The sequence below is a fragment of the Methylomicrobium lacus genome (assembly GCF_041897535.1).
Classification (GTDB): Bacteria; Pseudomonadota; Gammaproteobacteria; order Methylococcales; family Methylomonadaceae; genus Methylomicrobium; species Methylomicrobium lacus_A.
Window position 1 is genome coordinate 2,332,809 of sequence record NZ_CP169217.1, and the last position, 19,937, is coordinate 2,352,745.

Annotated in this window: 21 protein-coding genes; 13 read left to right on the forward strand and 8 right to left on the reverse strand. The window is 55.2% G+C overall.

What is annotated here, in order from left to right; all coding sequences use genetic code 11:
* Positions 1-73: 73 nt before the first annotated feature.
* The 5 genes from mnmE to rpmH are packed head-to-tail and all read right to left on the reverse strand — an operon-like array spanning position 74 to position 3,876.
* The gene (gene mnmE, locus ACEPPP_RS10160; protein ID WP_374086338.1) at positions 74-1,420 is read right to left on the reverse strand and encodes a tRNA uridine-5-carboxymethylaminomethyl(34) synthesis GTPase MnmE; all 1,347 of its coding nucleotides are present in this window, start codon (positions 1,418-1,420) and stop codon (positions 74-76) included.
* Positions 1,421-3,151: a membrane protein insertase YidC gene (gene yidC / locus ACEPPP_RS10165; protein WP_374086340.1), complete on the reverse strand. Its 1,731-nt coding sequence runs from the start codon at positions 3,149-3,151 to the stop codon at positions 1,421-1,423. It abuts the gene before it with no gap.
* Positions 3,144-3,380 (reverse strand): membrane protein insertion efficiency factor YidD, encoded by a 237-nt coding sequence (gene yidD, locus ACEPPP_RS10170; protein WP_374086342.1) that lies wholly within the window; start codon positions 3,378-3,380, stop codon positions 3,144-3,146. Before yidD ends, yidC begins: the two co-directional genes overlap by 8 nt.
* Complete coding sequence (rnpA, locus tag ACEPPP_RS10175; protein ID WP_374086345.1) at positions 3,362-3,730, reverse strand: ribonuclease P protein component; 369 nt, start codon at positions 3,728-3,730, stop codon at positions 3,362-3,364. The genes yidD and rnpA overlap by 19 nt, the downstream gene beginning before the upstream one ends.
* Positions 3,731-3,741: 11 nt before the next feature.
* Entirely contained in the window at positions 3,742-3,876 is a 135-nt protein-coding gene (gene rpmH / locus ACEPPP_RS10180) for a 50S ribosomal protein L34 (RefSeq protein WP_374086346.1), read from the reverse strand.
* Between the two features lie 169 nt (positions 3,877-4,045).
* Between rpmH and dnaA the strand changes: the two genes are divergently transcribed.
* From dnaA to ACEPPP_RS10220, 8 genes are all read left to right on the forward strand, one after another.
* Positions 4,046-5,362 (forward strand): chromosomal replication initiator protein DnaA, encoded by a 1,317-nt coding sequence (gene dnaA, locus ACEPPP_RS10185; protein ID WP_374086347.1) that lies wholly within the window; start codon positions 4,046-4,048, stop codon positions 5,360-5,362.
* 446 nt (positions 5,363-5,808) lie between these two features.
* A complete protein-coding gene (gene dnaN, locus ACEPPP_RS10190; RefSeq protein ID WP_374086348.1) occupies positions 5,809-6,909 on the forward strand; it encodes a DNA polymerase III subunit beta in 1,101 nt (366 codons plus the stop codon).
* A 10-nt stretch (positions 6,910-6,919) separates the two neighbouring features.
* Entirely contained in the window at positions 6,920-8,008 is a 1,089-nt protein-coding gene (recF, locus tag ACEPPP_RS10195; RefSeq protein WP_374086350.1) for a DNA replication/repair protein RecF, read from the forward strand.
* A 31-nt stretch (positions 8,009-8,039) separates the two neighbouring features.
* Positions 8,040-10,472, forward strand: coding sequence for a DNA topoisomerase (ATP-hydrolyzing) subunit B (gene gyrB, locus ACEPPP_RS10200; protein ID WP_374086352.1), 2,433 nt, complete (start codon positions 8,040-8,042; stop codon positions 10,470-10,472).
* A 271-nt stretch (positions 10,473-10,743) separates the two neighbouring features.
* The gene (locus ACEPPP_RS10205) at positions 10,744-11,364 is read left to right on the forward strand and encodes a TetR/AcrR family transcriptional regulator (RefSeq protein WP_374086354.1); all 621 of its coding nucleotides are present in this window, start codon (positions 10,744-10,746) and stop codon (positions 11,362-11,364) included.
* Between the two features lie 230 nt (positions 11,365-11,594).
* Positions 11,595-12,494, forward strand: coding sequence for a methyltransferase (locus ACEPPP_RS10210; protein ID WP_374086356.1), 900 nt, complete (start codon positions 11,595-11,597; stop codon positions 12,492-12,494).
* A gap of 130 nt (positions 12,495-12,624) precedes the next feature.
* Positions 12,625-12,978: a VanZ family protein gene (locus ACEPPP_RS10215; RefSeq protein ID WP_374086357.1), complete on the forward strand. Its 354-nt coding sequence runs from the start codon at positions 12,625-12,627 to the stop codon at positions 12,976-12,978.
* A 193-nt stretch (positions 12,979-13,171) separates the two neighbouring features.
* Positions 13,172-13,927, forward strand: coding sequence for a hypothetical protein (locus ACEPPP_RS10220; RefSeq protein ID WP_374086358.1), 756 nt, complete (start codon positions 13,172-13,174; stop codon positions 13,925-13,927).
* A 376-nt stretch (positions 13,928-14,303) separates the two neighbouring features.
* On the opposite strand, the gene ACEPPP_RS10225 is transcribed toward ACEPPP_RS10220, so the two are convergent.
* Genes ACEPPP_RS10225 through ACEPPP_RS10235 form a run of 3 tightly spaced genes read right to left on the reverse strand, consistent with a single transcriptional unit; the run spans position 14,304 to position 16,474 of the window.
* Positions 14,304-15,440 carry a toxic anion resistance protein gene (locus ACEPPP_RS10225; RefSeq protein ID WP_374086360.1) on the reverse strand — a complete coding sequence of 379 codons (1,137 nt, stop codon included), beginning with the start codon at positions 15,438-15,440 and terminating at the stop codon, positions 14,304-14,306.
* 27 nt (positions 15,441-15,467) lie between these two features.
* On the reverse strand, positions 15,468-16,319 hold the full coding sequence (locus tag ACEPPP_RS10230; protein ID WP_374086362.1) for a 5-bromo-4-chloroindolyl phosphate hydrolysis family protein: 852 nt from the start codon (positions 16,317-16,319) through the stop codon (positions 15,468-15,470).
* Positions 16,316-16,474 carry a hypothetical protein gene (locus ACEPPP_RS10235; protein WP_374086364.1) on the reverse strand — a complete coding sequence of 53 codons (159 nt, stop codon included), beginning with the start codon at positions 16,472-16,474 and terminating at the stop codon, positions 16,316-16,318. Before ACEPPP_RS10235 ends, ACEPPP_RS10230 begins: the two co-directional genes overlap by 4 nt.
* A 287-nt stretch (positions 16,475-16,761) precedes the next feature.
* Here ACEPPP_RS10235 and ACEPPP_RS10240 point away from each other — a divergent pair, with 287 nt between their 5' ends.
* From ACEPPP_RS10240 to ACEPPP_RS10260, 5 genes are all read left to right on the forward strand, one after another.
* Entirely contained in the window at positions 16,762-17,484 is a 723-nt protein-coding gene (locus ACEPPP_RS10240; protein WP_374086365.1) for a phosphatase PAP2 family protein, read from the forward strand.
* On the forward strand, positions 17,481-17,825 hold the full coding sequence (locus tag ACEPPP_RS10245) for a diacylglycerol kinase (protein WP_374086367.1): 345 nt from the start codon (positions 17,481-17,483) through the stop codon (positions 17,823-17,825). The genes ACEPPP_RS10240 and ACEPPP_RS10245 overlap by 4 nt, the downstream gene beginning before the upstream one ends.
* Before the next feature lie 268 nt (positions 17,826-18,093).
* Entirely contained in the window at positions 18,094-18,405 is a 312-nt protein-coding gene (locus tag ACEPPP_RS10250) for a hypothetical protein (RefSeq protein ID WP_374086368.1), read from the forward strand.
* Positions 18,406-18,491: 86 nt separating this feature from the next.
* Complete coding sequence (locus tag ACEPPP_RS10255; protein WP_374086370.1) at positions 18,492-18,875, forward strand: sulfite exporter TauE/SafE family protein; 384 nt, start codon at positions 18,492-18,494, stop codon at positions 18,873-18,875.
* A 248-nt stretch (positions 18,876-19,123) separates the two neighbouring features.
* Entirely contained in the window at positions 19,124-19,525 is a 402-nt protein-coding gene (locus tag ACEPPP_RS10260) for a GFA family protein (RefSeq protein ID WP_374086372.1), read from the forward strand.
* Positions 19,526-19,937 lie beyond the last annotated feature (412 nt).

Consider the following 19,937-nt stretch of genomic DNA (forward strand, 5'->3'; position numbering starts at 1 on the left):
TCCGGTTCTTGATTTCCAGGTTGATTTGCAGGTCATTCTAACAGCGTAGCTGGAATGTCCTGCAAAAGGATGCTTATTTTCCGATGCAGAAACTGGAAAAAATCTTGCCAAGCAAATCATCGGACGTAAATTGCCCGGTGATTTCGGCCAAGGCGTTTTGCGCCTGTCTCAGGTCTTCGGCGACCAGTTCGCCGGCGTGGTTGGCTTGCAGTTGGTAGAGCGCGCTTTCGACGAAGGCGTGGCCCTGGCTAAGCGCTTCGAGGTGGCGGCGACGGGCGATGAAGACGTGTTCGGCCCGGTCGTTGAAACCGACGCTTTGTTTGAGGTGGCGGACCAGGAAATCCATGCCTTCGCCCGTTTTTATCGACAGATAAATTTGCGTGCCGGCGGCCGTTTCGATCATTTCCGGCGCGCGGCCGAGCAGGTCGATCTTATTGTAGACTTCGGTGATCGGGATGTTGTCCGGCAGGGTTTGCCGGATCGCTTCGTCATCCGGGTCGCGGGCGTCGATCAACAGCAGGATCAGGTCGGCCTTGCGGATTTCGGCGTGAGCGCGGCGGATGCCTTCCTGCTCGACCGGATTGTCGCTATCCCGAAGCCCCGCGGTATCGATGATGTGCAGCGGCATGCCGTCCAGTTGTATCCTTTCGCGGAGCACGTCACGGGTGGTGCCGGCGATGTCGGTCACGATCGCTGCCTCGAAGCCGGCCAGTGCATTCAACAGGCTCGATTTTCCGGCGTTCGGTTTGCCGGCCAATACGACCGTCATGCCGTCGCGGAGCAGGCGCCCCTGCTTCGCGGTCTGCTGGATTTGCTCGATCCGGCCGAGTAAGGCGGTGATACGGTTCTCGACGACGCCGTCGCTCAGAAAATCGATTTCTTCCTCGACGAAATCGATCGCGGCCTCGACATAGGTGCGCAGCTCCGTCAATTCTTCGACCAGGTCGTTGATCAGCGTCGAGAAGACGCCCTGCATCGACATTTGCGCGGAACGCGCCGATTGCTCGGTGCTGCTTTCGATCAGGTCGGCGACCGCTTCGGCCTGGGCCAGATCGAGCTTGTTGTTCAAAAACGCGCGTTCGGTGAATTCGCCGGGATTTGCGACCCGAACACCGAGAGACAGCACGCGGCGCAGCACCATGTCGAGCACGACCGAGCCGCCGTGGCCCTGAAGTTCGAGCACGTCTTCGCCGGTATAGGAATGGGGGCCCGGAAAATACAGCGCGATGCCGGAATCGATGAGGGTCCGGTCGGCATCCAGGAAGGGGGTGTATTGCGCCAGTCGCGGCGTCAGGGGTTTGGCGAGCAGATGACTGGCAATCTCGCTGACGAGACTGCCGGAAATGCGGACGATGCCGACACCGCCGTTGCCCGGCGGTGTCGCAATCGCAGCGATGGTGTCTTTAAAGTCGATTTGCACTTATGATGCAAGCCCTGCTTTTTCGATTTGCTTGGTGATGTACATTTGTTGGCAGATCGACAAGGTATTGTTGACCACCCAGTACAGCACCAGACCCGCCGGGAAGAACAGGAAGAAGATCGTGAAGACGATCGGAAACAGTTTGATCACCTTCGCCTGCACCGGATCGACCGGGGCCGGGTTCAGACCCTGCTGGATCTTCATCGTGACGCCCATGATCAGAGGCAGGATGTAGAAAGGATCCTGCACCGACAAATCCTGCAACCAGAGCGCGAACGGCGCCTGCCGGAATTCGACCGTTTCGCCGAGTACCCAGTACAGACACATGAACACCGGAATCTGCAACAACAGCGGCAAGCAGCCGCCGAGCGGATTGACCTGCTCCTTCTTGTACAGCGCCATCATTTCCTGGTTCAGGCGCATGCGGTCGTCCGCGAAGCGCTCTTGCAGTTCTTTCAGGCGCGGCTGCACCTTGCGCAGCTTCGCCATCGAGCGGAAACTGGCCTGGGTCAGCGGGAACATCAACAGTTTGATACAGAAGGTCACGCCGATGATCGCGAGGCCCCAGTTGTGGGTGAAACTGTGAATCCAGTTCAACAACGAGTAGATCGGCTTGCCGATGAAAGTCAGCACGCTGTAATCGACGGTCAATTCCAAGCCTTTGGCGACCTTTTCCATCACCGGCTGAATCTTCGGACCGGCATACAGGCTCGCGGTCAGATTTGCCGAGCCGTTTGCCGGCACGGTCACCGCCGGCGAATACGAGCCGATCACATAACGGTCGTCTTGCTGCAGCCATTTGGTGTAGAAATGATTGTCCTGCTCGGCAGGCGGAACCCAGGCCGAGGCGAAATAATGCTGGATGAACGCCGCCCAGCCGCCCTTGGTGCTGGCGTCGAGCACTTCTTCCCGCATGTCGTCGAAATCGATCTTTTGATATTTCTCTTTTTCGGTGTAGACCACGCCGCCGTTATAGGCGCGCATGCCGCCGGCCAGCGCACTGCCGCTGTTTTCCTTGATCGGCGTTCTGAGCAACTGGCTGTACTGTCTCCCATTCCAGGGTTGGGCGGACGCGTTGTCTATCTTTTGCGCGAGTTTGATTTCGTAGCTGCCGCGCGTAAAAGTAAACGCCTTGGTCACGGTCAGACCGTTGCTGTCGGTCCAGGTCAACGGCACGGTCAGGCTGTCCTGCCCGTCTTGCAGCGTATAGCTGTCCTGGGCGCTCGTAAAGACGGTCAGATGGTTCGCCGCCGAAGCGGAGCCGGGGCTGGAGATCAGGCCGCTTTGCGCGATAAAGTATTTATCCTGTGCGGCATTGAAGAGGCGCACCGGGCTGCGGTCGATCGTTTCCGCTTCGAAGCCGATCAAACGGCGCGCCGCATCGACGATCGTATTGCTTTGCTGAACCGGGTAAGCGAGCAGGTCCAGGTTCTGGATCGTGCCGCCCACGAGGTCGATTTCGAGCGCCAGCACGTCGGTTTTGATCCTGACGGTCTTGGTGGCGGCGGGCGCGCTCGCTACAGCGGCCGCGCTGGCCTGCGCCGGCGCATTTGCAGCCGCAGAAGCCGCCTCGCCGTTCACGGTCGGCAAGTCTTCTTTGAGGGTCGCCGCGGCGCTTTCTACCGCCGCCGGCACGGCCGGTTTCGGGCCGTAATCGATCTGCCATTGCTGGTACAGCATGAAGACCAGCAGGCCAAAGCTAAAGATGAGAAGAAATCTTATATTATCCATTCTTATTATTACCAAATTTTTCCGGGACGGGGTCAATGCCGCCCTCGTGGAAAGGGTGGCATTTCAATAGTCTGCGCAGGGTGAGGTAGGAGCCAGCCATGAAACCGTGGAGACGAAGCGCTTCGATGGCATAAGTTGAGCAGCTTGGATAAAACCGGCATCGATTTCCAAGCAGGGGACTTATGAAGTATTTGTAAAACTTGATGACCGCTATGAGCACGAAGCGCATCGGGATACCAGTCTTGACCAATGCTTTTCCAAGGAATGACTCAATGTCTCCAAGGGTGCGTCGATCGCTTCCCTGCGCGCCAGCACCACGATATCCATACTGCCCAAACTATGCTGCCGCATTCTGAAATTTTCCCTGACAGCCCGTTTGATCGCGTTCCGGTGCACGGCCTTTTTAATTTGTTTCTTGGCGATTGCCAAACCCAGCCGGGGATGATCGAGATCATTCCTGATGGCTAATAAGGTAAAATATTGGTCGCCGGACTTTACCGGTTTGGCAAAAACTTTTTTGTAATCATCCGGCTTGTTCAGACGCAACGCTGAAGGAAAACTTAAACTGTTCTCAGTCACCCGGTTGCCGACTACACTGTCAATTTGGCGCGGCCTTTCGCTCTGCGCGCGCTGAGGACCTTGCGGCCACCGACGGTTGCCATTCTGGCGCGAAAGCCGTGGGTTCTTACACGTTTAATTTTGCTAGGTTGATATGTTCTTTTCATTAGTGTTGCCCGATCGAAATAATTTTAAGAAATACAGATAAAAAAGCCTTAGGATGATAGAATAATCCGCTTAACCTGTCAATTCTATTACGCTTTGTTTTTATTGCATTAACCCGATGACAGGCCCCTGTCTTATTTGTTTTACCATCTTATCTTTATCAAAAACCTCATGAGTTCGATTTGGAGCAACTGTCTCGCCAAGCTTGAAAACGAAATTTCCAGCTCAGATTTCAGCACCTGGATTCGGCCGTTGCAGGCCGTCGAGAGCGAAGGACGGATCAGATTGTTGGCCCCTAACCGTTTTGTGCTCGACTGGATCAAGGAACATCATTTCGCGAAGATCGAGGAAACGATCCATCAGTTCGCGGAAGGCTCGATCACGCTGGTTCTCGAAATCGGCTCGAAAAAACCGGAAGCGCCGGCCGCGGTAAAAAACCTGCAACCTGCGGAAACCAAAAAACAGCATCCCAACTTCCTGAACAAATCCTTCACCTTCGACAATTTTGTCGAAGGTAAATCGAACCAGCTCGCGCGCGCGGCCTCGACCCAGGTTGCCGAGAATATCGGCAAGGCCTACAATCCTTTGCTGATCTACGGCAGTTCCGGCCTCGGCAAGACGCACTTGATGCACGCGATCGGCAACGCGGTGCTGCAAAAGAATCCGGCCGCCTCGATCGTCTACCTGCATTCGGAAAAATTCGTGCAGGACATGGTCAAGGCCTTGCAGCAAAACCAGATCAACAGTTTCAAGGAATATTACCGCGGCCTCGATGTGCTGCTGATCGACGACATTCAGTTTTTTGCCGGCAAGGAGCGTTCGCAGGAAGAATTCTTCCACACCTTCAATACCCTGCTCGAAAAGAAACACCAGGTCGTATTGACTTGCGACAAATACCCGAAGGAGATCGACGGCCTCGAAGACCGCCTGAAATCGCGTTTCGGCTGGGGGCTGCCGGTGTCGATCGAGCCGCCCGACATGGAAACCCGCGCCGCGATTCTGATGAAAAAGGCGGACATCGCGCATGTCGAACTGCCGCAGGAAGTCGCGTTTTTCATCGCGAAAAGGATTCCGTCCAATGTGCGCGACCTGGAAGGCGCGCTGCGGCGCGTGATCGCGAATGCGCAGTTCACCGGCCAGAAGATCACCGTCGAGTTCACCAAGGAGGCTTTGCACGACCTGATTTCGCTGCAGGACAAGCTGGTCAATATCGACAACATCCAGAAAACGGTCGCCGACTATTACAAGATCCGGATTGCCGATCTGTCCTCGAAAAACCGCCGCCAGTCGGTTACCCGGCCCCGGCAAATCGCGATGAGCCTCGCCCGCGAGCTGACTTCGCACAGCCTGCCCGAGATCGGCGAGGCCTTCGGCGGCCGCGACCATACGACCGTGATCAATGCCTGCAAACGCATCGTCGAGCTGAAAGAATCGGACGTCAAGGTCGCGGAAGATTATGCGAACCTGTTGCGGTCCTTGTCGCATTGATCTTTGCGTGTCGGGGCGTGCCAAAATTATGTAACTGATGTTACGCGCGATTAAATATCCACGAAAAACTCAAAAAGCACGAAAAAATGTATAAGGAAATTGGGTGCAAAGAAGGCGGTTACAAAACCTGTTACGCCGCCATCCTTGTTGAAATAAAAGCGCTTTTCGCTGTACCGTGAGCGCATAAGGCGCAGCGCTGAATTACCAGGAAGCGACAGAAAGCATCTGAGCTTGCCGCTCAACTTTGACCATTATCCGAAAGCAACGACTGACCGGATTGAGTTATGAAATTTTTCGTGCCTTTCGTGTTTTTTGTGGACAATGCGGCAACACAAGGATTTGAGCCGCGATTGCCACCTTTGACACTCGATATCGCTTCTTAATCTATTAAAGAGTACCTTTTGAGCCTGTAACATCTACCACTGCCCTTTTATTTGCCTTCGCCTATGAAATTCAGTATCAATCGAGACACCCTGCTCCCTCCTTTGCAACAAATCGTCAGCGTGATCGAAAAAAAGCAGACGATGCCGATTCTTTCGAACGTGCTGATGGTAATCGATGCGGACACGCTGACCCTGACCGGCACCGATCTTGAAATCCAGATCGTTTCCCGGCTGGCCGTGATCGGCGCCCAACCCGGCGCGATCACCCTGCCCGCCCGCAAATTCCTCGACATTTGCCGCCTGTTGCCGCCGAATACCGAGATACGCATCGAGCAACATGACGACATGGTCAAACTGGCCACCTCGCGCAGCCGCTTTTCGTTGTCCTGCCTGCCGGCCGAAAACTATCCCGAATTCGCCGAATCGCAGATGGAGAACAGTTTTCAGATCGGCGCGGGCAAGCTCAAAAAAGCGCTCGAAAAAACGATGTTCTGCATGGCCAACCAGGATGTGCGCTATTACCTGAATGGCCTGCTGCTGCATATCTCGAACAATGCGCTCAAACTGGTCGCATCGGACGGCCACCGCCTGGCGATTTACGAAGACGCACTCGAAACGCCGACCGGCCTCGAAGCGCGTATCATCGTACCGCGCAAAGGCGTACAGGAATTGTCGCGCCTGCTCGACGACAGCGACGCCCAGCTCCAGGTCAGTTTTTCGAGCAACCATATCAAGGTTGCGGTGCATAACAGCGTGTTTTCGGCGAAATTGGTCGATTCCAAATATCCCGACTTCGGCAAGGTCTTTCAGCAAGCCTTCCTGCCCCCGCTGGCGATTCAAAAACCGCTGCTCCGCGAAGCGCTGACCCGCGCCTCGATTCTGGCCAATGAAAAATTTCGCGGCGTGACCTTCCGCTTCGCGGCGGACCTGCTCCACATCAACGCGCACAACCCCGAACACGAGGAAGCCGAGGAAGAACTGCCGATCACCTACGGCGGCGATGAATTCAGCATCTCGTTCAATGCGCAATACATGCTCGACGCGGTATCGAATCTCGACGCGGATACCGCCGAATTGACGATCGCCTCAAACCTGAGCAGTTGCTTCATCAACGAACCCGAACAGCAGACTTACAAATTCATCGTGATGCCGATGCGGTTATGATGCGCGCGCAATGACAGTAACAAGACTGGATATTGCTTCGGTCAGAAATATCCAACACGCCACCCTGTATCCCGCGCCGACGCTGAACTTCATCTACGGCGCCAATGCCTCCGGCAAAAGCGCCCTGCTGGAGGCCATTTTCCTGCTCGGCCGCGCCCGCTCGTTCCGCTCCTCCTCCATCAAACCCGTCATTCATTTCTCCCACGATCATTTGTTGGTTACCGCGCAAACCGTGTTCGCGGGCGGCGCGCACCAGCACGTCGGCGTCAGGCTCGACAACAAGGCTTGCGAGATTCGCATCAACCAACAGACGCTGCCGAACAAATCGAGCCTCGCCTATGCCCTGCCGTTGCAGTTGATCTACCCGAAGAGTTACGAGCTTCTCGATGGCGGCCCCCAGGCGCGCCGGGAGTTTCTGGACTGGGGCGTTTTTCATCACGATCCGGCCTTTTTGCCGGCCTGGCGCCACTATAAAAAGGCCCTCGCCCAGCGCAATGCCTTGCTGAAAAACCGCCAGCCCGAGCACCTGAAAGTATGGAGCCAGGAGTTATCGTATTACGGTACAATAGTCACTGATTGCCGGCGCCGCTATCTGGAGGCTTTTATCCCTGTTTTTCAGAGCATCGCCGGCCAGTTGCTGGGCCTTCCTTCGATGACGCTGTCTTTGTCGCCCGGCTGGGACGACAGCGAATCCCTGCTGCACGCCTTGACCGCCGACGCCGAGAAAGACTTGCGCTACGGTTTCACGCAAAGCGGCCCACACCGCGCCGATCTGCTGTTGACCCTGGACCGCCTGCCCGCAAGGGACATTGTTTCACGCGGCCAGCTGAAACTATTGGTCATCAGCCTGAAGCTCGCGCAGGTCCAGCGATTAAACTTAACCGAGCAGGACGCGGCCTGCATCCTCTTCGATGATTTTGCCGCCGAACTCGATGTGGCGAATCGCGCCAAGGTATTGGAGTATTTAACCGGCATGCAGTGCCAGGCCTTCATTACCGCCACCTCGCCAAACGATTTTGGCGATTTATCCACCAGTCACAACCATAAAATGTTCCATGTGGAACATGGCAGGATCAATCCGGCCGATTGTTCCATGTGAAACATACGAAAAACCAGAAGCAGGTACAAAGATGAGTCAAGAAAACGGTCAGGAAAACATTAAGGATCAGTACGATAGCACCAACATCCAGGTGTTGAAGGGGCTCGACGCGGTCAGAAAGCGCCCCGGCATGTACATCGGCGACACCGATGACGGCACCGGCCTGCATCACATGGTTTTCGAGGTCGTGGACAACTCGATCGACGAGGCGTTGGCCGGCTATTGCAAGGAAGTGCATGTGGTCATTCACAACAACGGCTTCGTGTCGGTCAAGGACGACGGCCGCGGCATTCCGGTCGACATTCATGAAGAAGAAGGCCGCTCGGCTGCGGAAGTGATCATGACCGTGCTGCATGCGGGCGGCAAATTCGACGACAACGCCTACAAGGTCTCGGGCGGCCTGCACGGCGTCGGGGTTTCGGTCGTGAATGCCTTGTCCGAAGAGCTGGAACTCGAAATCCGCAAGAACGGCAAACTGCACAAACAAACCTATAAGATGGGCGAACCGGTCGCGCCGCTCGCCGCGGCCGGCCCGGCCGAAGGTACCGGCACCAAGATCAAGTTCAAACCGAGCGCGCAGACCTTTGCCGATGTCGAGTTTCATTACGACATCCTGGCCAAACGCCTGCGCGAACTGTCGTTCCTGAATTCCGGGGTGCGCATCATCCTCGAGGACGAACGCAGCGACAAGCGCGACGTGTTCGAGTTCGAAGGCGGCATCTCGGCCTTTGTCGAGCATCTGAACAAGAACAAAACCCCGCTGTTCCCGGAAGTCTTTCATTTCGTGACCGAAAAAGACGGCGTAGCGGTTGAAGTGGCGATGCAGTGGAACGATTCGTATCAGGAAAACGTATTCTGCTACACGAACAACATCCCGCAACGCGACGGCGGCAGCCATCTGGCCGGATTTCGCAGTGCCCTGACCCGCACGATCAATCAATACATAGAAACCAGCGGACTCGCGAAGAAGGAAAAGGTCGCGACGACCGGCGACGACGCCCGCGAAGGCTTGACCGCGGTATTGTCGGTCAAGGTGCCGGACCCGAAGTTTTCCTCGCAAACGAAAGACAAGCTGGTCTCATCCGAAGTCAAACCGATCGTCGAATCGGCGATGAACGAGAAATTACAGGAATTTTTACTTGAAAATCCGCAAGTCGCAAAAACGATTACGATGAAGATCGTCGATGCGGCGCGGGCGCGCGAAGCGGCACGTAAGGCCCGTGAAATGACGCGCCGCAAGACCACGCTCGACATCGCGGGACTCCCCGGAAAACTGGCCGACTGCCAGGAAAAGGACCCCGCCCTGTCCGAACTGTTCCTCGTCGAAGGGGACTCCGCAGGCGGCTCCGCCAAACAGGGCCGCGACCGCCGCACTCAGGCTATCCTGCCCTTAAAAGGCAAGATCCTGAACGTCGAAAAGGCACGCTTCGACAAGATGATCTCCTCCGAGGAAGTCGGCACCTTGATCACCGCGCTCGGCTGCGGCATCGGCAAGGAAGAATACAACCTGGAAAAACTGCGCTACCACCGCATCATCATCATGACCGATGCGGACGTGGACGGCTCGCACATCCGCACCCTGCTGCTGACCTTTTTCTACCGGCAACTGCCCGAGATCATCGAAAAAGGCTACATCTACATCGCCCAGCCGCCGCTGTACAAGGTCAAAAAAGGCAAACAGGAGCATTATGTGAAGGATGACGCCAACTTGAACGAGTATCTGATCCAGCAGGCGCTGGACAAGGCGCAACTGTTCACCAGCGAGGGCGTGCCGCCGATTCAGGGCCAGGGCCTCGAAAAGCTGGCGCAGGAGTTCACCGAAGTCACGCGCACGATCGACCGCCTGGCCAGACGCTACGACAGCGGTTTTCTGGAACAATTGACGCTGATGGACGTGGTGGACGAGCCGCTGCTAAAGGACAAGGACGCCCTGCATGCCTGGCTGATGAAGCTGCAAGAAAACCTGGCAGCCGCGGAGGACAAGACCCTCTATGCGATCGAGCTGGAATACCGGCACGAACAGGATTTCGTGATTACCGTCGACAAGCGCCGGCACGGCAACAACAAACAATTCGTGCTGCCGGCCAGCTTTTTCAACGGCAAGGACTACCAAAGGATCGCTCACTACGCGCAATTGACCGCCGGCATGTTCAACGCGGCATCGTACATGCAGATGGGCGAAAAACAGCAACCGGTCGCGAGCTTCAAGCAGGCTTTCGACTGGATGATGCGGGAAATCAAAAAAGGCCAGCACATCCAGCGCTACAAAGGCCTCGGCGAGATGAACCCGGAACAGCTCTGGGAAACCACGCTCGACGCGAACAACCGCCGCCTGCTGCAAGTCAAGATCGAGGATGCGATCGCGGCCGATGAGATCTTCACCACCCTGATGGGCGACGTGGTCGAACCGCGCCGGGACTTTATCGTGAAGAATGCGCTGGATGTGGCGAATTTGGATGTATGAGGTAGTTTGTTAACGTGTGACAGGCCACTCTGTTCTCCACCGGATAAACCAAGCCCAACCGGTCACGGTTGGGCTTTTTTTTGCCCGAAAAACCTCCGGGCTCATTTGAATCAACGAAATCTGCCAAAGGCGAGGTCATCATCCCAGTATTAGCATTATTGAACAGCAAAGTTTCGGTCAATCAAATTCCCCAATTTGATTGACGAAACCGCTGGAGGCGCCTGCCCTACCTCTGTTAATCTGCCTATTATTTCAGCTATTGGAGAAGGCGATGAATAGCTCCCCGGAGGCCGCTTCCGATCCCGTGCGCGAACGCTTGCTCAAAGCGGCTCTCGATAGTTTTCTATCCGACGACTACCACAAAGTCACGACCCGCATGATCGCCGAAAAGGCCGACGCGAACATCTCGATGATCCGTTACTACTTCGGCAATAAGGAGGGCTTGTACGAGGAAATGATCCGCGACACGATGACCCCGCTGCTCGACGTGTTGGACGGGCAGATGCTGCAATCGGTCAACGGGTTCGAAGACTTCCTCCTGTTGTATTACCGGACGATGTCGAAACGGCCGGAATTTCCGAAGCTGATCTTGAAAGTGCTGGCGCTCAATCAAGGCCCGGGCCGGCGCTTTATCCGGCAATTATTGGAGCGCGGACGCACGCGCGGCGCCCGGAAAGTGGAGGCGCTGAAATCCGCCGGACAAATCACGCCTTCATTAGATCCCGACATCGTGCGGATGGCCTTTGTCAGCCTGGCCATGATGCCGATGCTGCTGAAAGATATTTTCGAGGAGCAGATGGGGCGAACCATGGACGCCGCGTTCCTCGAACAATTGGCCGGATTCAACGGCCACCTATTTGCCGCCGGTTTGGCACAGGCAAAGCCTGAGTAGCAGGAGATTATGATGTCATTGCAAAAAAATGCAGGCGCGGTTCGCCGCTTTGCCAAATTGATCCAGTTTGCCGCTTGGCTGCAGAACCTTCCGAATAAGATCCCCCCCCACCCTTTCGCCTGATCCAGATCGGCTCGGCGTTTTGGCAATCGCGCGCGCTGCATGCCGCCGTACGTCTGGACATCGCATCGACATTGGGAGATGAGGCTCTCCCAGTCGACGTGATTGCCGTGCGTATCCTGGCACAAGCGGACGCGGTCTACCGGCTACTGCGTATGCTGGCGGCGATGGGGGTATTCGAGGAAATGGCGCCTCGGGTATTCCGTAACAATGCGCTATCGGCCTACCTACGTGAGGATCACCCCAAGAACGTCAGAGCCATGATCCTGATGCACAACGCGATCGAGATGAGCCGGCCCTGGTATGAGCACATGGAACAAGGGATACGCTGCGGGGAAGTCCCGTTCGAAATTGCACACGGCTGCGAATTTTATGCCTATCTGGATGACCACGCCGAGTTCGATGCGCTGTTCGCCTCTGCGATGGACAGTGTGGCGGCATTGACCGGCGACAGTTTCGTCACCGACTTTGCCTGGGAACGATTCGACCGCATCATCGACGTGGGCGGCTCGAAGGGCAGTAAGGCCCTAGCCATATTGAAGCGGCATCCGCATCTCAACGCGATCGTGTTCGATCGGAATCAGGTTGTGCAAACGGCGGCAGGCTATTGGACCGAGAAAGCATCTCCTGACCTCCTTTCCCGCTTGACCTTCCAAGCCGGGGACATGCTCGAATCGGTTCCCGCCGCCGAAGACGACAAGGACATCTACTTGTTGAGCGCCGTCCTGCACGGCATGGATGATCAAAACTGCATCAGGGTGCTGCGCAATCTGGCCACGGCAAGCACGGGCACCGGCGCCTGCATTGCGCTGTTCGAATCGGTTGTTGCGGAATGGAAGACCGATTTTGCCAGTGCAGCTTTCGATATGCAGATGTTCATGAACACCCGCGGCAGGGAAAGAACGCGGCCTGAATGGAAAAACCTTTTCGAGCAAGCCGGATTGGCGCTTGAGGAAGAGGTCCACCTGCAATCGATCGGGAAGATGCTGGTGCTCATGGCTAAGGGTTAAGACGTAACTGGACTTGGATTCGCACGGCATCCAAGCAAAATTTTTTCATCCTCCATGTCATTTTTCCAGACTTTGTCCCTATCTATGACATAATTGAAAATCATCTTTTTCATTAACTTTATCGTTCCCCATGACTATCTCAACAGGACGCTGGAGGTTCATTTTCTGGACCAGCCTCATCGCCATCCTATTCCTGGCTTTAATGCCTGCCGGACCCGAAATGCCCACGACGGGTTGGGACAAACTAAACCACCTCCTCGCTTTTGCCGTTTTGGCCGTTTTAGGGCGTCGAGGCTATCCAGGGCGTAAGCCGGCCGTATTCATTGGTTTGCTGTTTTATGCGGGACTGATCGAAGTCTTACAGTCTTTCACGCCCTACCGCTTTGCAGAATGGGCAGACCTGTTTGCGGATGGGCTAGGGTTAATCATTGGATGGGGGCTGGATGGTCTGTTCCGCAAACTGATTCCTCAGGCTGCAAGGTAATTTTGTACATCAAATTTCTGCTATCAATCGACTGGCCGAGTAGGGGGGAAGGTGCCAGCTTATTGCGCCATAGCCGTTCCCCTGAAAACATCGCGCGGAATTTTGCCGGCCAAGGAATGTCTAATCGCGGTTATTTCATCCTTGGCAAAGCAATGTTCAATCAAATTCTCTACCCTCTGGAGGGTTCCTGCACATGAAAACCCTACGCTCGATTTGTTTAGCCCCTGCGCTGTTTGCTACGGCATTGCCGTCCCATGCCGCAGCCGCACCGGATACGCATCTTCATGTGATCGTGTCCCTGGTCGACAACGCATCACAAGGCATCGTGCCGGTTCCCGCGAAAATCGGCAATGGCGATGATCCGCGCACCAATCTCTATTGGGGCGCGCTTTACGGCGTGAAAACCTTTTTAAGTAAGGCCGATGGCTGGCGCAAATTGAGCTGCGAACAAGACATTAGCGACACTATCCTGGAACGCTGCGAGTTTGCCTGGAAGGACAAGCTCACCGTGACCGCCGAGGCCTATCGCGGCCGCCGGATCGACCAGGCGATGCTCGACTTCATGCAGCAAGCCGCGACGCCGCCCAATCCGGCGAAACGTGAAATGGTGGCGTTCATCGGCCATGACGGCTTGATGGACGAGCAAAACCAGCCCATCGTCAAACACTTCCCCAAACATGCGGGGCACGACAAACAAGCGGTTGTGCTGGCCTGCATGAGCAACATGTTTTTCGCCAATCATTTGCGCGCCGCGGGATCGAAGCCGGTGGTCACCACTTATAGCTTCATGGCTCCGGAAGCCTATGTGCTGGAAGCGGTGGCACGAGGCTTTGCCAACCAGGCGAGCGAACAGGAGCTGCGCAGTTCTGCCGGCATCGCTTATGCCAAATACCAGCGTATCTCGGCCAAAGCGGGCAAGTCGGTTTTTGGTGCAAAAAAATCAGGCTAGACTTTGGTGCCGGACGTGATATTCATCCTGTCCTGAATGTTTGGGGAGCTTGGGCTGAACGATAATTTGCGTAGTCGAACGGTCTTCAAACATTTGCGGCGAGGTTACAAAATCCCGCCCCGCAAACGGGCGCATCACATGTGGGAGCGCTTTTTAAGCGCGATCGCGGGCAGCCATGCGAACACTGCCTTGAGTCGCGGTTGCAAACCACTTCCACCTCGCGCCGACTCGTTCGGGAAATTATTTTGACGGCATCCTTAGACAGTAAGGTCTGCCGTACGCCGCGCGTACCTTATCAAAGCGTTCCGATGAATCAAGCACCCAAAAGATACGCGGGAGCGTGTACCCTTTACACGGCTATCAAAAAAAACCCGCGTCAGTTGGTCGATTTCGCATGCGCCGAAGCGAGGGTTTTACGCAGTTCGGTTTCGCATTGCTCCAGTTGCGCGACCGCTTCGCTGCGCATCCTCTTGCCTTCGTCGGCGATCTGCAGGCTTTCCTCTATCGTCGCGATCAGCGTTTGATTGGCTTTCTTGACCGTTTCGATGTCGAATACGCCGCGCTCCAACTGTTTCCGGGTTTCGGCATTGGCCAGCTTCAGGTTTTCGGCGTTCGCGGCCAGCAGCTCATTGGTCAGATCGGTCGCCGCCTTGACCGTTTCGGCCGCCTGCGAGGAGCGGTAAAGGGTCACCGCCGTCGCCAGTTGCTGACGCCATAGCGGCACGGTGTTGACGATGGTCGAATTGATCTTGTTGACCAGGCCCTTGTCGTTTTCCTGCACCAGACGAATGCCCGGCAGGCTTTGCATCGACACCTGGCGGGTCAGGCGCAGGTCATGAATGCGGCGTTCCAGGTCGTCGCGGGCCGCGCGCAGATCGCGCAGGCTTTGCGCGGCGAGCACGTCGGCGCTGGTTTCGGCCTGTTTGGCCTGTTCCGGAATGATGACTTCGTCCAGTTCGCGCAGTTTCTCAACGCCTGCGGCGATATAGTCCTCCAGCGTATGGAAGTAATCCAGATTGGCCTGATAAAGGCGATCCAGCGCGGTGATGTCGGTCAGCAAATGGGTCTTGTGCCGCTCCAGCTTGTCGGTGATCGTATCGATCTGCTTGCGCACTTCTTCGTATTGCTGCAGGAACTTGACGACCGGCTTGGCCCTGCCGAGCAACCTGTCGAATAGACCTTGCTTCTTGTTCGGGTCCAGATCGTCGACTTCAAAACCGCGAATCGTCGCCACCATTTCATTCAGATCATTGCCTGCCGGGCCGATGTCCTTGTTCTTGACCCCATCCAGCATGCGGTCGGAAATCGTGGTCAGCTGCTCCTGCGCCTTGCTGCCGAAAAAAATGATCGACTGGGTATTGCTGAAGTCGATTTCGTTCTGCAACTGCTGAATGCGCAGCTGCTTCTCCGGCGGCGCCTTTGCAAGCGGGACGATTTCGGCGGTAACGCCGGGAACAATCTCCTTCGACTCAAGATTCTCTGCGGTCGTTGTGGAAGCCTGCTGTTCACTCATGATTTAATCCTCGATGGTTTGACGGCGTCAAAGGATGCCTTCCCGTTTGAGCTGCGTGGTTAATACTTCGATTTTTACATCCAGATCAAAAACATCTTCTTCCAGCAGTTTTTGATGCTGTTCCTGGAATACTTCTTCAAGGGTATCCAGCACATTGCGGAAATTCTGTTCCAGTTCCCCGGAATGGGTCTGCTGATGGGTCTTGGCATAACCTTCGGTCACCTGACGGGCGCCGTCCAGATAGACATTCAGAAACTTGCGCGCGCGGCGGAAATCCTTCGGATCGGCTTCAATCTCCGCCAGAATGCTGTCGGCAACTTCGCAAATGCGCTCGATGCGCCGGTTCAATTCGGCATTGCGAATCTGCTTGTTGGCCTGCTCGATACTACGGATCATGCGCGAGGAATCTTCGAGAGCCTGCAGGATTTCATCACCGGAATAGCCATGCGCGGCGATGATTGTCTTTTCCGCGCGCGGATCGAAGCCGTAACTCAGGTACATGCCCAGCAAGGCCCCGCCGGCAAACATCAGCGCCACCGGCAGCGAATGTCCCGCGCCCAGCCAGGCGACCATGCCGGTCGTCAGCGCCGCGATCACGGCGGCGATCGTTTTTAAAGGTTTTCGGGTGGCACGGGTGAGGCGGTGATTGGCGTACAGATGCTCGGCTTGCAGCCCCTTGCGCAAGCACCAGGCGGCCAGCATGTAAAACGCAAAACCGGATGCGTCGACCAGAATGTCCGGCAACTGGCCTTTGCCCAAGGCGATCATCGTCGCCGGAATCAGCGCCGCCGGCAAGAAATAAAGCAGCATGCCGCGCGGGGAATAGCGTTGCAAAAGATCCGCGACCAACCGTTTGGGTTTCCTGAATTGATTCATCATTCGGCCTGCGAACGGCGGGTTAAAGCGGATTCAGCCGCATAGTCGGCACCGGTTGGAAAGGCTTTCACCAGCGTCTGGCAGGTCGCCAGTCCAATGGTTGCGACCAGTACGATAAAACCAAGCAATCTGCGCAATATTACGGGCACCGTTGTCATCTCCCCTCAGCATTCATTGTGACTTCATTATCCCACTACGGCCCGACATCTGTAAAACAGCGTATGTGCCGTCTTGCGACCAAGTAAAGCTCCCTGAGTTTCCGGCCTTGCGGGATATGATGAGGGGCTTTCCTCACCCCGCAAAATAAAACATGTCCGTGGGAGCGACGCCCACGTCGCGACTGGAGGCTTTAATCGCGACGTGGGCGTCGCTCCTACCCATCGCGCCATCGGAGGGGTATGCAAATCAGGTCCCGCTCGGAGAGGCTTGTTCCCGGCGAGCATCTTTGAGAAACTGGCTTTTTCTGAAACACGGCATAGCGATGCTCAAACTCAATAACTGGCCTCCCGTGCTCAGCGTCCTGGCCATGGTTGCCGCGGCAACGGCCGCACTGTCATTGTTCATCAAGGTAGCGGAGGAAGTGGTCGAAGGCGATACCCACAAGATCGACATGCAGATCATCCTGTGGCTTCGCACCGCCGGCGACCCGAACGATCCTTTGGGACCCAAATGGCTGGAGGATTTTGCCCGCGATATTACCGCGCTGGGCAGCCCTGCGGTATTGGGGCTGATTGTGCTGGCAACCTCGTTTTTTCTGCTCTTGGCCGGCAAGCGCCGGCTGTCGCTGTTCATGCTGCTTGCCGCGGGAGGCGGGACATTTGTCGTCTCGATTTTAAAAGAAGCTTTCGCCCGCCCCCGCCCTCAGCTGGCCCCGGACGGACTTATGGTTTATATGGCAAGCTTTCCGAGCGGACATGCGATGGTTTCCGCGGTGGTCTATTTGACCTTGGGAACCCTGATCGCGCGCCTGGCTCCCGAGCCCCTACTCAAGCTTTATATCATGACTGTCGCGGTGATCCTGGCCGGGCTTGTTGGCTTCAGCCGGGTATATCTCGGCGCCCACTGGCCCAGCGACGTGCTGGCGGGTTGGGCCATCGGGGCGGCCTGGGCGCTTGGCGGCGGAGCACTGGCCCAAATCATGCGACTGGATAAGGAAGACGCAAAATGAAAGGGCAACCCTTTTTAAAACGCTTAACCTTCGCCCTGAATGGAATCGGCTTGGCTTTTCGCCGCGAACCCAGCCTGCGCTTCCATATCCTGGCGGCTTTCGCCGTCCTGCTGGTTCTATTGCTCACCCAGGCTTCGGCTTTATGGTGGGCGATAGGCGCTGTGACCATAGGCACGGTGATCATGGCGGAGCTGTTCAATGCGGCCATCGAAACGCTGGCCGATCATCTGCATCCGCAGCAGCATCCGGAGATTGGCGCGGTCAAGGACATCGCCGCAGGCGCAGTTCTGGTAGCCTCTATAGCTGCTATATTGGTTGCGGTGGCTTTTATTCTACGTTGAAAATTTTATGCGATAGTTTTCGATTCTGAGCTAAATAATGCCCAGTTCTGTCGTCTCATCGTTATACATAAATGGCGGTTTCGCGTAGGCAAACCGCCAACTTCTAAAGTAATCAAAGGGTTTGGAGGTTCTTACCTGCCTGTTGGGGAACATTTTCAACGCTAATTGACAACTTTCCTTACGTAGCCCTGTCAATTGAATAGGGTTTTAGGTGATTTTTTCTCTCTATTCCTACTTCAGAGCTGTGGGGCGTGGTAAGGAGGTCAAAATGAAAATTATTTTTTTGTTGGTGGGTTTCATCGCGATTCTTATCAAGAATCCTTTATATGCCTGCGATATTGTCAATAAAAGAAATGTTCACATAGATGGCATAATAGGTGTAGCAGGCTATTGTTCAAACAATGGCGAAAAAATTGAATGTTACGATGTAGGCGAATACAGTGGCGGACTGACCTGTGATGGTCCGGAAGGAACCAACAGTGGCTACAATTTAACGGACTTGATCTATGCCGTTTGCGGCTGCTCGCCTGAAGATCAGGAAAACATTGAAGAGCAGATGAACCAGGAACTTAATAAATAACTCCATTAGTAAGATAGGCAGACCTGGATAATAACATTTGGTTGGGGCAGACTCAGCGAGCCCAAACCTTGGAAAGGAGAAATACGATGCCATCATGGCTCATATTTGCAATCATCGGCATTCTCGGCGGCATCTCGGCTGGCCTCTTCGGCATCGGTGGAGGCATCGTGATTGTGCCGGCACTAATTTACTGGGCTGGTTTCTCTCAGCACATGGCAACGGGCACCTCCCTTGCAGTGCTGCTACCTCCTATCGGTCTTGCAGCAGTACTCGAATATTACCGGCACGGAAACGTAGATGTGCGTGCTGGAGTCATTCTCGCCGTGACCATGTTTCTTGGCGCGTGGCTTGGCGCCTACCTCGCGAATCAGATGGAGGGGCCACACCTCCGCCTCCTATTTGGACTTTTTGTCTGCGGCCTTGGCGCGTACCTCGTGTATGGTGCCTGCAAGCGTCTCGGCTGGTTCTAAAGCCTGGTAGGGGCGCATTTGCGCCCCTTTTCGATGCTAAATCACATCAGAAACCTTGGCAAGCGGAATAGATTATCCTCCGAAATGCTTTAGAATAGCCCGAATATTCATCCGCCGTTCGAGCTTATTGAATGGTGCAGGTTGCGCCCCTACAAGGTTCTCCTGGATCGTTGTTATAATGGCGCTTTTCGAACATCCCGGGCCGCACCCGCTTCGCTTTACGCCATCAATTCAGAAGGCGCAGCGCAGTGATCAAAAAGGTTGGAGATACGGTTATTAAGCCGAAGCATCGTGCTTCGTGTCACTGTGGCGCTGTAGTGCTTGAGTTGGACTTGCCGAACGGTATTGTAGACCCACGCCATCATGACTGCTCGCTCTGTCGTCGCAAAGGGTGCGGTGATGGCGGCATCAGTCCCTCTTCCGGAATCAAAATCATCAAAGGCGAAAATGCCCTGCGCCTTTATCAATTCAATACTCTTACCGCGAGGCATAATTTCTGCTCGGTCTGCGGCATTTATACGCATCATCAGCGGCGATCCAATCCGGAGCAATATGGTTATGACGTCGGCTGCCTTGAGGGCGTCAATCCCTTTCTGATCGAAAATGTTCCGACCAATGATGGCTTGATCATCCTGCGGATCGGAGCTTAGCTTAGCTGAAGCTCAGCAAATCGCGCCATAAGTGCCGGGTTTCGTACTTCACCCAGCCAACAACTCTATCCACCAAATTCTTTGTCCCAACGATGACTTATCGGATCGTTTTAAATACTTACATTAAGTTTTCATTAAAATAAACTTCGGGGCTCCGGAGCTTTTCTCTCGGAATGACTGTCCATACCAGCACAAACCAACGACTGTACGCCGCGCGCTAATCTATCCGAATGCCATTCGCTTGATTTTTAACGAATCGCACACGCGCAAATGCAGAACAATAAATAACGAAGTTTGTGCGGATGAGGCTAAGAAGGGTTATGAACTCCAGATACCACCGACGAAATACGAATTGGCATAAACCCAAGACGCGAAGGGATTTCCTGAAATTAACCGGGATCACGGCGTTTGT

Coding starts and splice junctions, on each gene's coding strand:
- yidD (WP_374086342.1), bottom strand. CDS start 3,380: ATGCGCTTCGTGCTCATAGCGGTCATCAAGTTTTACAAATACTTCATA.
- ACEPPP_RS10225 (WP_374086360.1), bottom strand. CDS start 15,440: ATGAGTGAACAGCAGGCTTCCACAACGACCGCAGAGAATCTTGAGTCG.
- ACEPPP_RS10235 (WP_374086364.1), bottom strand. CDS start 16,474: ATGACAACGGTGCCCGTAATATTGCGCAGATTGCTTGGTTTTATCGTA.
- ACEPPP_RS10230 (WP_374086362.1), bottom strand. CDS start 16,319: ATGATGAATCAATTCAGGAAACCCAAACGGTTGGTCGCGGATCTTTTG.
- recF (WP_374086350.1), top strand. CDS start 6,920: ATGACAGTAACAAGACTGGATATTGCTTCGGTCAGAAATATCCAACAC.
- yidC (WP_374086340.1), bottom strand. CDS start 3,151: ATGGATAATATAAGATTTCTTCTCATCTTTAGCTTTGGCCTGCTGGTC.
- dnaA (WP_374086347.1), top strand. CDS start 4,046: ATGAGTTCGATTTGGAGCAACTGTCTCGCCAAGCTTGAAAACGAAATT.
- ACEPPP_RS10250 (WP_374086368.1), top strand. CDS start 18,094: ATGAAAATTATTTTTTTGTTGGTGGGTTTCATCGCGATTCTTATCAAG.
- gyrB (WP_374086352.1), top strand. CDS start 8,040: ATGAGTCAAGAAAACGGTCAGGAAAACATTAAGGATCAGTACGATAGC.
- ACEPPP_RS10205 (WP_374086354.1), top strand. CDS start 10,744: ATGAATAGCTCCCCGGAGGCCGCTTCCGATCCCGTGCGCGAACGCTTG.
- ACEPPP_RS10245 (WP_374086367.1), top strand. CDS start 17,481: ATGAAAGGGCAACCCTTTTTAAAACGCTTAACCTTCGCCCTGAATGGA.
- rpmH (WP_374086346.1), bottom strand. CDS start 3,876: ATGAAAAGAACATATCAACCTAGCAAAATTAAACGTGTAAGAACCCAC.
- ACEPPP_RS10255 (WP_374086370.1), top strand. CDS start 18,492: ATGCCATCATGGCTCATATTTGCAATCATCGGCATTCTCGGCGGCATC.
- ACEPPP_RS10220 (WP_374086358.1), top strand. CDS start 13,172: ATGAAAACCCTACGCTCGATTTGTTTAGCCCCTGCGCTGTTTGCTACG.
- ACEPPP_RS10215 (WP_374086357.1), top strand. CDS start 12,625: ATGACTATCTCAACAGGACGCTGGAGGTTCATTTTCTGGACCAGCCTC.
- dnaN (WP_374086348.1), top strand. CDS start 5,809: ATGAAATTCAGTATCAATCGAGACACCCTGCTCCCTCCTTTGCAACAA.